Source organism: Mycobacterium sp. 1165178.9 (assembly GCF_001673555.1).
Lineage (GTDB): Bacteria > Actinomycetota > Actinomycetes > Mycobacteriales > Mycobacteriaceae > Mycobacterium.
In genome coordinates this window covers 1-11,899 of sequence record NZ_LZMB01000463.1, presented here as the reverse complement: position 1 = coordinate 11,899, position 11,899 = coordinate 1, and the positions used below count along the sequence as shown (strand labels likewise).

The 11,899-nt window shown below is 67.6% G+C and carries 11 protein-coding genes and 2 pseudogenes; 2 read left to right on the top strand and 11 right to left on the bottom strand.

The annotated features are described in order from the left end of the window. Positions 1–55: 55 nt before the first annotated feature. The 6 genes from der to A5652_RS19935 are packed head-to-tail and all read right to left on the bottom strand — an operon-like array spanning position 56 to position 5,259. Complete coding sequence (der, locus tag A5652_RS19960; RefSeq protein ID WP_067355491.1) at positions 56–1,456, bottom strand: ribosome biogenesis GTPase Der; 1,401 nt, start codon at positions 1,454–1,456, stop codon at positions 56–58. Next, complete coding sequence (gene cmk / locus A5652_RS19955; RefSeq protein ID WP_067355488.1) at positions 1,453–2,127, bottom strand: (d)CMP kinase; 675 nt, start codon at positions 2,125–2,127, stop codon at positions 1,453–1,455. The genes der and cmk overlap by 4 nt, the downstream gene beginning before the upstream one ends. 5 nt (positions 2,128–2,132) lie before the next feature. Further along, the gene (locus A5652_RS19950; protein WP_067355484.1) at positions 2,133–2,876 is read right to left on the bottom strand and encodes a pseudouridine synthase; all 744 of its coding nucleotides are present in this window, start codon (positions 2,874–2,876) and stop codon (positions 2,133–2,135) included. Beyond that, entirely contained in the window at positions 2,876–3,583 is a 708-nt protein-coding gene (gene scpB, locus A5652_RS19945; protein ID WP_067355480.1) for an SMC-Scp complex subunit ScpB, read from the bottom strand. The genes A5652_RS19950 and scpB overlap by 1 nt, the downstream gene beginning before the upstream one ends. Next, positions 3,584–4,399, bottom strand: a complete 816-nt coding sequence (locus tag A5652_RS19940; protein ID WP_067355477.1) for a segregation/condensation protein A — start codon at positions 4,397–4,399, stop codon at positions 3,584–3,586. Continuing rightward, positions 4,396–5,259, bottom strand: coding sequence for a ParA family protein (locus A5652_RS19935; protein ID WP_007775939.1), 864 nt, complete (start codon positions 5,257–5,259; stop codon positions 4,396–4,398). Before A5652_RS19935 ends, A5652_RS19940 begins: the two co-directional genes overlap by 4 nt. Positions 5,260–5,536: 277 nt before the next feature. On the opposite strand from A5652_RS19935, the gene A5652_RS19930 reads away from it, so the two are divergent. After that, positions 5,537–6,292 carry an O-methyltransferase gene (locus tag A5652_RS19930; RefSeq protein WP_067355474.1) on the top strand — a complete coding sequence of 252 codons (756 nt, stop codon included), beginning with the start codon at positions 5,537–5,539 and terminating at the stop codon, positions 6,290–6,292. Positions 6,293–6,319: 27 nt separating this feature from the next. Here the strand turns inward: A5652_RS19930 and xerD are convergent, their stop codons facing one another. From xerD to steA, 5 genes and pseudogenes are all read right to left on the bottom strand, one after another. Continuing rightward, on the bottom strand, positions 6,320–7,261 hold the full coding sequence (gene xerD, locus A5652_RS19925) for a site-specific tyrosine recombinase XerD (protein WP_067355471.1): 942 nt from the start codon (positions 7,259–7,261) through the stop codon (positions 6,320–6,322). Next, positions 7,258–7,881 (bottom strand): NUDIX hydrolase, encoded by a 624-nt coding sequence (locus A5652_RS19920; protein ID WP_067355467.1) that lies wholly within the window; start codon positions 7,879–7,881, stop codon positions 7,258–7,260. The genes xerD and A5652_RS19920 overlap by 4 nt, the downstream gene beginning before the upstream one ends. Further along, positions 7,874–9,625 carry a CTP synthase gene (locus A5652_RS19915; RefSeq protein ID WP_067355464.1) on the bottom strand — a complete coding sequence of 584 codons (1,752 nt, stop codon included), beginning with the start codon at positions 9,623–9,625 and terminating at the stop codon, positions 7,874–7,876. Before A5652_RS19915 ends, A5652_RS19920 begins: the two co-directional genes overlap by 8 nt. A gap of 122 nt (positions 9,626–9,747) precedes the next feature. Continuing rightward, positions 9,748–10,692 (bottom strand): copper transporter, encoded by a 945-nt coding sequence (locus A5652_RS19910; RefSeq protein ID WP_067355461.1) that lies wholly within the window; start codon positions 10,690–10,692, stop codon positions 9,748–9,750. Continuing rightward, positions 10,693–11,607, bottom strand: a pseudogene (steA, locus tag A5652_RS19905) (putative cytokinetic ring protein SteA); the annotation flags it as partial. It lies immediately after the preceding gene. On the opposite strand from steA, the pseudogene A5652_RS27040 reads away from it, so the two are divergent. Continuing rightward, positions 11,548–11,899 (top strand): annotated as a pseudogene (locus tag A5652_RS27040) (thiamine pyrophosphokinase); the annotation flags it as partial. The pseudogenes steA and A5652_RS27040 overlap by 60 nt on opposite strands.

The window sequence follows — 11,899 nt, the reverse complement described above, 5'->3', positions numbered from 1 at the left end:
AGCACCAGCGCTAGCGCGTTTGGGATCACCAGATGATTCCGAAGCGCCGCCGCGCTCAGCGCCGCCTGGCTCCCCGCTTTTCGCGCACCCGCACGTTGATCCGGATCGGCGATCCCTCGAACCCAAAGGTCTCGCGCAGGCGGCGCTCCAGGAAGCGGCGATACCCGGCCTCCAGAAATCCGGTGGTGAACAGAACGAACGTTGGGGGCCGAGCGGTCGCCTGGGTGGCGAACAGGATGCGGGGCTGCTTGCCCCCGCGAACGGGGGGCGGCGTGGCCGCCACCACCTCTTTGAGCCACGAATTCAACGGGCCGGTCGGAATCCGCGCATCCCACGACGCCAGGGCGGTCTCCATAGCGGGCACCAGCTTCTGCAACGCGCGCCCTGTCTTGGCGGAGATGTTGACCCGCGGCGCCCACCGCAGCTGCACAAGTTCGCGGTCGACCTCGCGCTCCAACAGCTCGCGGCGGTCCTCGTCCACCAGGTCCCACTTGTTGAAAGCCAGCACCAGGGCCCGGCCGGCCTCGATGACCATCGACAGCACCCGCTGGTCTTGTTCGGTGAGCGGATCCGACCCGTCGATCAGCACGATCACCACCTCGGCCGCATCGATGGCCGAGTGCGTGCGCACCGAGGCGTAGAACTCGTGCCCGCTGGCCTGGCCGACCTTGCGCCGCAAGCCCGCGGTGTCGACGAACCGCCACACCTTGTCGCCCAGCTCGATCAGCGAGTCCACCGGGTCCACCGTCGTTCCGGCGACATCGTGCACCACCGAGCGCTGATCGCCGGCCAGCTTGTTCAGCAGCGAGCTCTTGCCCACGTTGGGCTTCCCGACGAGCGCGACGCGGCGCGGGCCGCCGGACGTGGGCGCCACCTCGGACACCTCGGGCAGCGCGGCAAGCACCTGGTCGAGCAGATCCGCCACTCCGCGGCCATGGATGGCGCTGACGGCGTGCGGCTCACCGAGCCCCAGCGACCACAGCATCGCCGCGTCCGCCTCGGCCTTATCGCTGTCAACCTTGTTGGCCGCCAAGAAGACCGGCTTGCCGGACCGCAGCAGGATTCGTGCGGCTGCCTCGTCGGCCGCGGTGGCGCCGACGACCGCGTCGACCACCAGGATCACCGCATCGGCCGTGCGCATGGCCACCGAGGCCTGTTCCGCCACCAGCTGCTGTAGTCCCTTGGCGTCGGGTTCCCATCCCCCGGTGTCCTGCACGATGAACCGGCGGCCAGTCCACAGCGCGTCGTAGGACACCCGGTCCCGGGTGACGCCCGGGATGTCCTGCACCACCGCTTCTCGGCGGCCCAGGATCCGGTTGACCAGCGTCGACTTGCCGACGTTGGGCCGGCCGACCACGGCCACCACGGGCGCCGGGCCGGCCTCCTCTTGTTCGTCGAAACCGAATTCGGCGGAATCCCAGTCGCTTTCGTCGCTCCACGTTCCGTCTTGACTCACCGCACAACCCCGCTTCGCTGTTTGACCACGTCGCGCAGGTGCGAAATGACCTGGGCCTCGGTCATCTCGCTGGTGTCGACCACCACCGCGTCCGGGGCGGCCCGCAGCGGTGACACCGCCCGGGTGGAATCCAGATGGTCGCGGCGGCGGACGTCGGCGAGCACCGACTCGTAGTCGTCGGGGAGGCCGGCCGCCACGTTCTGATCGTTGCGCCGCCGCGCGCGGGTTTCGGCCGACGCGGTCAGGAAGATCTTCACGGGCGCATCGGGCAGGACGACGGTGCCGATATCCCGGCCCTCGACGACCACACTGCCCGGGCCTTGGGCCATTTCGCGCTGCATGGCGACCAGCCGGGTACGTACGGCGGGCACCGAGGACACCGCCGACACCGAGGCGGTGACCCGGTCGCCGCGGATTTCCGTCGAGACATCTTCTCCGCACAGGAAATAACGGTCGCCTTCTTGCCGATAGTCCACCGACATCTGCACCGTCTCCGCCGTGTGTGCGACGGCGTCGGCGTCGGCGGGGTCGATGCCGGCGCGCAGCACGGCCAGCGTCACCGTCCGGTACATCCCGCCGGTGTCCAGGTAGCGCGCGCCCAGCGCTTGGGCCAATCCCCTTGACACCGAAGACTTCCCGGTGCCCGCCGGCCCGTCGATAGCAACGACCATTCCATTCACAGGCCCACCGCTTTGTACAGCTGGCCGACCTCGTGATGAGCCAACGCCCGGATGGTGCCGGGCCGCTGCTTTCCCAGCGCGACCGGCCCAATGTCGGTGCGCACCAACGACTCCACCGGGAATCCGACGGCCGCCAGCAGCCGGCGCACGATGCGATTGCGCCCCTCGTGCAGCGTCACCCGCACCAGCGTCTTGCCCGGAATGGCGTCCACCACGGCGAACTCGTCGAGTTTGGCCACTCCGTCGTCCAATTCGATCCCGGCACGCAGCTTCTTGCCGAGCCCTGGGGGCACCGACCCGGTCACCATTGCCAGATACGTCTTGGGCACCTCGTGGGAAGGGTGCATCAGCCGGTGCGCCAGCTCTCCGTCGTTGGTCAGCAGGATCAGCCCTTCGGTGTCGGCGTCCAACCGCCCGACATGGAACAGGTTCTTGTTGCCGCGGACCTTGCGCTCGACCAGATCGCCGATGCACGGCCGGCCGCGGTCGTCGGACATGGTCGAGTGCACACCGCGCGGCTTGTTCAGGGCGAGGTACACCTGCGAGTCGTCGAGCACCACCCGGGCGCCGTCGACGCGGATCACCGACGAGTCCGGGTCGACGCGGGTGCCCAGTTCGGTCACCACGTGGCCGTCCACCTCGACGCGGCCGTCGATGATCAACTTCTCGGCGGCCCGCCGCGACGCAATTCCGGCTTGGGACAACACCTTCTGCAGCCGGATCCCCTGAACTTCTTCCATCAATCCTGGTCCACGTCGAACGTCAGCGCCTGGTCGGACGGCTGACCGCCGGACAGTTTGATGAAACGTGGCTCGCTGTCCAGGGATTCGGACAGGTCCTCGATCGTGTCGACGTCGGGAAGCAGCGGCGCGATATCGGGCAGGTCGGCCAACGAGGTCAACCCCAGACGCTCCAGGAACAGCTCGGTGGTGGCGAACGTCACCGCGCCGGTGTCCTCGTCGACCCCGGCCTCGGTGATCAGGCCGCGCGCCAGCAGCGTGCGCATCACGGCGTCGACGTTGACGCCGCGCACCGCGCTCACCCGCGCGCGGGTCACCGGTTGGCGATAGGCCACGACGGCCAGCGTCTCCAGCGCGGCCCTGGTGAGCTTGGACCGCGCCCCGTCCAGCAGCAGCTTCTCGACATACGGCGCGAACCGGGCGCGGGTGTACATCCGCCAGCCCTCGCTGTTTTTCCGCAAGTCGATGCCGCTATCGCGTTCGGTGAGTTGTTCGGCCATCTCCTGCAATTTGGTGGCGATCCGGTAGACCGGTTGCTGGGTGGCCGACGCCAGCGCCTCCACCGTGACGGGGGTGTCCACCACCAGCAGCAGCGCCTCGAGCACCGAGCCGAGCTCTTCGGACTCCATCGGCGCGACTTCGGCGATGTCCGGGATGCCGGCGTCGAGATCTGCTTCGAGATCGACGTCCGGCATATCTTCAGTCACTTATTCGTCCCGCACTTCTACCAAGGCTTCACTGGCCGGACGTTCCCCGGTCCACGAGATTTGGAGCACGCCAAGCGGCTCTGACTGGTCGAATGCTACCGCCCGGGACCGAAACAGTTCGAGCAGCGCCAGGAAGCGCCCGACCACCTCCATCGATGCCTCGCAATCGGCGACCAGCTCCGAGAACGTGGCCCACGCGCCGCTGCCCCGCGCTTCCAGGATGGCCAGCACCTTCTTGGCCTGCTCGGGAACCGAGACCTGGACCTGGTGCAGGTGCTCGACCGACACGGTCGGGACGGGTCGCGGGCTGAACGCGATCGCGGCGATCTGGGCGAAGCGTTCGGCGTCCACGCCGATCATCACTTCGGGGAGCAGTTCGGTGAACCGGTCTTCCAGCGACACCGAGCGCGGATAACTGCGCAGCGCCGCGGCCTCGAGCTCGGCGAACATCTCGGCGACGTGCTTGAACGCGCGGTATTGCAGCAGTCGGGCGAACAACAGGTCGCGCACCTCCAACAGCGCGAGGTCTTCGTCGTCGTCGACCCGTCCGGCGGGCAGCAACCGGGCCGCCTTCAGGTCCAGCAACGTCGCGGCGACCACCAGGAACGCCGTGGTCTCCTCCAGCTCCAGCTGCGGACCGATTTCGCGGGTGTAGGCGATGAAGTCGTCGGTGACCTGGTGCAGCGCCACCTCGGTCACGTCGAGGCGATGGGCGAAGATCAGTTGCAGCAGCAGGTCGAACGGGCCCTCGAAATTGGTCAGGCGGACCTGGAAGCCGTTCTGCTGTGGCGCCTCACCGGTTTCGGTCGCGTTCACGCGCCGAATCGGTCGATGAACTCGCGGGCCAGCGCGCGATAGGCGATGGCCCCCGTGGACCGCGGGGCCCACGTGGTGATGGGTTCGCCGGCGACGCTGGTCTCCGGGAATCGAACGGTCCGGGTGATGACCGTGTCGAAGACCAGGTCACCGAACCGCTCCACCACTCGGGCCATCACCTCGCGGGAGTTGACCGTGCGGGGGTCATACCGGGTGAGCAGAATCCCGCTGATCTCGAGCTTCGGGTTGAGCCGGTCGCGGACCTTGTCGACGGTGTCGGTCAACAGCGCCAGGCCGCGCAGCGAGAAATACTCGCACTCGGTCGGAATCACCACGCCGTCCGCGCAGGCCAAGCCGTTGACCGTCAGCAGCCCCAGGGACGGCTGGCAGTCGATCAACACGTAGTCGTAGCGATCCAGCACCGGATGCAGCGCCCGGCCCAGCGTCTGCTCGCGCCCCACCTCGTTGACCAGCTGGATCTCGGCCGCCGACAGGTCGATATTGCTGGGCACCAGATCCATGTGCTTGACCCGGGTCTGCAGCAGCACGTCGTCGATCGACACCCGCGGCTCGACCAGGACGTTGTGGATGGTCTTTTCCAGCTCGTAATGCGGGACGCCCAGGCCGGCGGACAGCGCGCCCTGCGGATCCATGTCCACCAGCAGCACCCGGCGGCCATATTCGGCGAGCGCGGCACCCAGATTGATGGTGGACGTGGTCTTCCCGACGCCGCCCTTCTGGTTGCACATGGCGACGACTTTGGCCGGGCCGTGCGAGGTGCGCGGCTGTGGTTCCGGGATCGCCCGCGGCGGCCGCCCGGTCAGGCCGAGCTCGACGCCGTTGTCCGGCTGCTCGGTCATGGCGGGGGTGTTCGGGAGGTGAACATCGTCGGAAAGTCTAACGGGTTCGTCGCGCGAAACTCGGCGACCCGCAGGCAATTAACCAGCCAATATGGGCAAAAATTGGCGGTAGAACGCACATCCCGACAGCCTGTTAACTTCAGTCACAGCAGTACCAATTCCCAAGGGCGACGCGGCTTCGAAACGTGCTAGCACCGGCGCTATCGCTTCTGCGAATCACCGATCATCACCACCACGGCCTCTAAGCGATAGCAGCCACCGGCCTATCGTGACGTCTATGGATCTCAAGCGACGGATTCCGCTCCTGCGATGGTCGTTCTGGCGCGTAGCCGCCGGCGCCCGAAACATCACCACCACCGGGCAGATCGGTGACGGGCGCGAGGCGGCCGCGGTCGAGTACGTCCTGCGGAATGCCCGCACCGGCGACATCGACGACGTGCTGGCCACCATCGACAAGTTCGCCTACGAAAAATCGTTGCTGATCAACGTCGGTGACGAGAAGGGGCTGCTGCTCGACGCCGCGGTGCGGCGCGCCGACCCGTCGCTCGCGCTCGAACTGGGGACCTACTGCGGTTACGGCGCCTTGCGTATCGCCCGTGCCGCCCCGCAGGCCAAGGTGTTCTCGGTCGAACTCGCAGAGGCCAACGCCGCCAACGCCCGCCAGATCTGGGCGCACGCGGGCGTCGCCGACCGGGTGACGTGTGTGGTCGGCACCATCGGCGACGGTGGGCGCACCCTGGATGCGCTGGCCAACGAGCATGGGTTTACCTCCGGCACATTGGATTTCGTGTTCCTCGATCACGATAAGGACGCCTACCTGGGCGACCTGAACAGCATCCTCGATCGGGAGTGGTTGCATCCGGGCTCGATCGTGGTGGCCGACAACGTCCGGGTGCCGGGCGCGCCGAAGTACCGCGAGTACATGCGGCAGCAGCAGGGCAAGCTGTTCAACACCGTCGAGCACAAAACCCACGTCGAGTACCAGACACTGATGTCTGACCTGGTGCTGGAGTCCGCCTACCTCGGCGGCTGAGCGGGTCCAGCGGGCGGGCGTAGCAAGCTACTGCGCCCGGGGGTGAGCCTCGGCCCACACTTCGCGCAGCGCGTGCACGGTGACCATGGTGTAGATCTGCGTCGTCGTCACCGACGCGTGCCCGAGCAACTCCTGCACGACCCGCACGTCGGCGCCGCCCTCGAGCAGGTGGGTGGCGAACGAATGCCGCAGCATGTGCGGCGAGACTCCCGAGGTGATGCCGGCACGCTCGGCCGCGTCCTGCAGGACCTGCCACGCGCTTTGCCGCGACAACCGCCCCCCGCGCACATTGAGGAAGATGCCCGGCGTTCCGCGCCCTCGGCGCGCCAGCTCCGAACGGCCCCGCACCAGGTATGCGTCCAGGGCAGCGACGGCGGGACGCCCGATCGGCACCAGTCGCTGCTTACCGCCCTTGCCTCGCAACAAGACCGACCGCGCGTGCGTGTCGACGTCGTCGACGTCGAGGCCGACGGCCTCGGAAATGCGTGCGCCGGTGGAGTACAGGAGTTCCAGCAGCGCCCGATTACGCAAAGTCAGCGGACCATCGGCCGGGCTGTCGCCGCCCGCGCCCTCCAGCAGCGCCAGCACCTGGTCGATGGTCAGGCTTTTGGGCAGCCGGCGGCCCGGCGTCGGTGGCCGGACGGCACGCGCCACGTCGAGTTCGGCCAGCCCTTCGGCGGCGGCGAACCGATGCAGGCCACGCACAGCGATCAGCGCCCGCGCAGCCGATACCGCGGAAAGCGCCGCGGCTCCCGTGGCGGGATCGCCACGGCGCAGCGCAACCAGGAACTCGCTCACGTCGTTCTCGCCCACCTTGGCCAGGTCGTGAATTCCACGGGCCGACAGGTGTTTTGTGTAGCGACGCAGATCGCGGCTGTACGAGCTGAGGGTGTTCGCGGCGACGCCGCGTTCGATCGTCAAATGGTCAAGGTAGCCCTGCAACTGCGTGTCCAGCGCCACCGTCGTCATTGCGTGGCCTTACGCGCGACGAACGCGGTCGGCTTGTCCTTCCAGGGGCTGTCCACCGGACGCGGCTGCGCGAGCCCTGTCGTCACGGTATGGGCGGCCAGAATCCCTGCCACGGCAATGGCATTGACGATTTCACCGCTGAGCACTTTGCGGGCGGCGTCCGCCAGCCCATACCACTCCAATCTCATGTCCGCTTCTTCGTCGTGCGCATCGGGCCGGTCGACCTGAGTCAGGCCGGTGGCGAGATAGACGCGCACCGACTCGTCGCTGAAGCCCGGTGTGGAATCGAGGTCGACGAGCACCGTCCAGGCCGCCGCCTTCAACCCCGCCTCCTCCATCAGTTCGCGAGCCGCGGTGAGGTGGGCCGCCTCGCCGTCGACATCGAGCAGTCCCGCGGGCAACTCCCACAGTCGCCTGCCAAAGGCGTGCCGGTACTGGTAGACCATCGGGATGTTGCCCTCGTCGTCCATCGCGACCACGGCCACCGCGCCGAAATGCTCGACGATCTCGCGGGTCACGACCTTACCGCCGGGCATCCGCACCCGGTCGCTGCGCAGCGCGAAAATCTTTCCGGTGTACAGCGTTTCGGACGATGTCGTCTCGAAGACGTGTTCAGGCACGGGCCGCGGGCTCAGGTATCGGCCGCGCAGCGCTGTCCCGGTGCTGGATGCCGTTCGATGACTGCTCCGGGATTTCCACCGGCAGTAGCTCGCCCGCTTTGTAATCGATGGCCGCGCCGACGAAGGCGACGAACAGCGGGTGCGGCCGGGTGGGCCGGCTCTTCAGCTCCGGGTGAGCCTGGGTGCCGACGATGAACGGGTGCACGTCCGGCGGGTACTCGACGAACTCGACCAGATGGCCGTCCGGAGATGTGCCGGAGAACTTCAGGCCGCTCTCCGCGATCTTGTCGCGGTAGGCGTTGTTGACCTCGTAGCGGTGACGGTGGCGCTCAGACACCTCGGTGGCGCCATACGCCTGGGCCACAACCGATTCCGGTTCCAGCACCGCGGGGTAGGCGCCGAGCCGCATGGTGCCGCCCAGGTCGGCTTCACCGGCGACGATGTCGACCTGGTCGGCCATCGTGGAGATGACGGGATCGGGCGTCTCGGGGTCGAACTCCGCCGAGTTGGCCTGGGCCAGACCGGCGGAGCGGGCGGCCTCGATCACGATGCATTGCAGACCGAGGCACAGGCCGAGTACCGGCAGCCCTCGCGCGCGGGCGTGGTGGATGGCGCCGATCTTGCCCTCGATGCCGCGGATGCCGAATCCGCCGGGGATCAGCACGCCGTGCACGTCGCCCAGCGCCGACGACGCACCGGCCGCGCTCTCGCAGTCGTCGGACGCCACCCAGACCAGCTCCACCTTGGCGTGGTGCTTGAACCCGCCGGCGCGCAGCGCCTCGGTGACCGACAGATAGGCATCGGAGAGCTCAACGTACTTGCCCACCAAGGCGATTCGCACGATCTCGTGCGGCTCGTGCACCCTGCGCAGCAGGTCGTCCCATTCGGTCCAGTCCACATCCCGGAACGGCAGGTTTAGCCGGCGCACCACGTAGGCGTCGAGTTCCTCGCGGTGCAGCACCTTGGGGATGTCATAGATCGACGGCGCGTCCGGGGTGGAGATGACGCCGTCGATGTCGACGTCACACATCAGCGCGATCTTGTTCTTCAGCGCTTCGGGCACGTCGCGGTCGCAGCGCAGGATCAGCGCGTCGGGGGTGATACCGATGCTGCGCAGCGCGGCCACCGAGTGCTGAGTGGGTTTCGTCTTGAGCTCGCCCGACGGCGCCAGGTAGGGCACCAGCGAGACATGCAGGAAGAAGACGTTCTCACGGCCCAGGTCGTGACGCACCTGGCGCGCCGCCTCCAAGAAGGGCTGCGACTCGATGTCGCCAACGGTGCCGCCGATCTCGGTGATGACCACGTCGGGACGGTTGCCTTCGGCGTCGGGCTGGGCCATCGACATGATGCGCCCTTTGATCTCGTCGGTGATGTGCGGGATCACCTGGACAGTGTCGCCGAGGTACTCGCCGCGCCGCTCCTTGGCGATGACCGTCGAATAGACCTGTCCTGTAGTGACATTCGCCGAGCCGGACAGGTCGCGGTCCAGAAAACGTTCGTAATGTCCGACGTCCAGGTCGGTTTCGGCGCCGTCCTCGGTGACGAAGACCTCGCCGTGCTGGAACGGATTCATGGTGCCCGGGTCGACGTTGAGGTACGGATCGAGCTTCTGCATCGTCACGTACAACCCGCGGGCCGTCAGTAGCTGACCAAGGCTGCTGGCCGTCAATCCCTTGCCCAACGAGGAAGCGACTCCCCCGCTGACGAAGAGGTGCTTGGTGGCGGATTGCGGGTGCTTTCGCACAGGCGACCTCCGTGAAGACGGGCAGGGCGTGAAAATTGTTCTAGCGAATAACTAGATGGGCCTGCCGACCCACGGAAATCCACCCTAACATCCACCGCGCTGTGCCGCGGCTAACACGCCCGCTACTGAGGCACCGTGATTGAGGCCGCCCCGTGCCCGGTGCCGTACTGCCCGGTATGGCCGCCATTGAGCAGGTCGTGCAGGCCCAGAACCGCGGTGATGCGCCCCGGCGCGGCGTCGACGTCGTCGACGGTGCTGATCGCCGAGTTCATCGCGGCGTCGGCGCGGGTCACCGCCACGGCGGCGCCCCCGGTAGCCGAGCCGTCGCGCCCGGCGAGCAGGATGCCCGAGCCGTGCGGGGCCAAGGCGGCCGAGAATCGGGCCACGCTGACGCCCTTATTGCCGGCGTCCTGGGGCAGCGAGCCGCCCGTCACGACCAGCGCGGCGTTGGCCGCGGCCATGTGGTCGGTGGCCTGGTAGGTGATGAAGCCCGTGTCACGCAGCGCCGCCAGCACGGTATTGCGCTGGATCTCATCGACCGCCGGCGCCGCCGGGTTCGCGTTGGCCAGCAGGGCGATGCCCATCAGGTCGCCCGCCTGCGAACCCTGGTCGACGAGCTTGGTGCTCAGCTGCTGGCCCGCGGGCAGCACCGAGGAGTTGACCACGGTCTGCAGCTTCTCCGCCGAGTTGGCCTCGACGAACTCCTGCGTCAGCGACACCGTCCCGGTCACCGTCCCGCCGGCCTGACCGATGAACTTCGACACCGCGGCCACGTCGTCGTCCTGGGCATCCGGGGTGCGGAACACCACGACCGACTTGCCGCCCAGCGCGTCGTGCAATATCCGGCCGGCCAGTTGGGTGTCGAAATTATTTGCCGCGCTGAGCTTTTCGTTAAGCACATTCTTTTGGTCGTTCAGCCCGCTGATCTGGGTGTTCAAGTCGCGCTTCTCGTCGCGGAGGCTGGACAACAAGGTGTCCGACAAGAAGCCGGAGCCCAGCACGACTCCCACGGCCAGCGCCAGGAAGACAGCGGCCAGCGATAAGGCATGTTGACGCAACGAGATCATCTAGGTGACCCACTTCTGCACCGTCAGGCAGAAGTGGTTCCAGTAGTCGGTGACCCAATGCAGCACCACGCCGTCGGTGCGCGACACCCAGAGCGCGACGATGACGGCGATCAGCATGGTCAGCGCCAGCAGCGCGATCGCGCCCGCCGAGATGTGGTTGCGGTACAGGGTGGCAACGGCCTTGGCGTCCACCACCTTCTCGCCCACCCGCAGCCGGGTCAGGAAGGTGGAGGGGTTGCTGTGCGCGCGGGTGCGGTCGAAGAACGTCTCGATGTTGGCGGTGTGGCCGGCCGTGACCAACAGCGCGGCACCGTGGTGGTCGGCCAGCAGCAGGGCCAGGTCGATCGCCGAGCCGGCGGCCGGGAAGGTCATCGCCCCGACGCCGAGATCCTGGATTCGTTCCAGGCCGGGCGCGTGGCCGTCGGCGTCGGCGGGCAATACAACCTGGGCGCCGCACTTGAGCGCGTCCGTGCTGATCTGGTCGGGGTCACCGACGATGACCTGGGGACGGTAGCCCGCCTTGCGCAGGACGTCCGCGCCGGTGCCGACACCGATCAGCGCCGGCTGATACTCCTTGATGAACGGCTTGAGCGAGCGCAGATCCTCTGCGGCGCTGGGCTCGTCGGCAACGATCACCACGTGCCGGCGGCGCAGGTCGACGTCGACGTCGGGGATGCCGATGCCGTCGATCAGCAGCGGGCTCTCGCTCTTGATGAACTCGATGGTGTTGCCGGCGAACGCCTCCAGGTGTGCGGACAGCCCGCTCTTGGCCTCGCGCATCAGGTCGGCGATGTCGTGGTCGGTGCGCTCGGTCCCGCGCACCAGCCTGCGATCGCCGACGTACACCCCGCCCTCGTGCAGGCGAATCTTGGAGCCGTCCTTGACCTTCCTGAAGATGTCGGGTCCGGCCTCGTCGGCACCGCCCGCGTTGACCGGAACATCGACCGACTGCTGCGTAGGGTCTGCCCCGGCGACATCGTGGTGCTCGACGTCCTGGATCTGGACCGCATCACGGCGGACGCGCTGGTGGAGGCCGATATCGCCGCGGTCGTCAACGCGTCTCCCTCGGTCTCGGGCCGCTACCCGAACATGGGGCCCGAGGTGCTGGTCAACAACGGGGTGACGCTGATCGACGAGGCCGGACCCGACATCTTCAGGAAGGTCAAGGACGGCTCCAAGATTCGCCTGCACGAGGGCGGGGTGTACG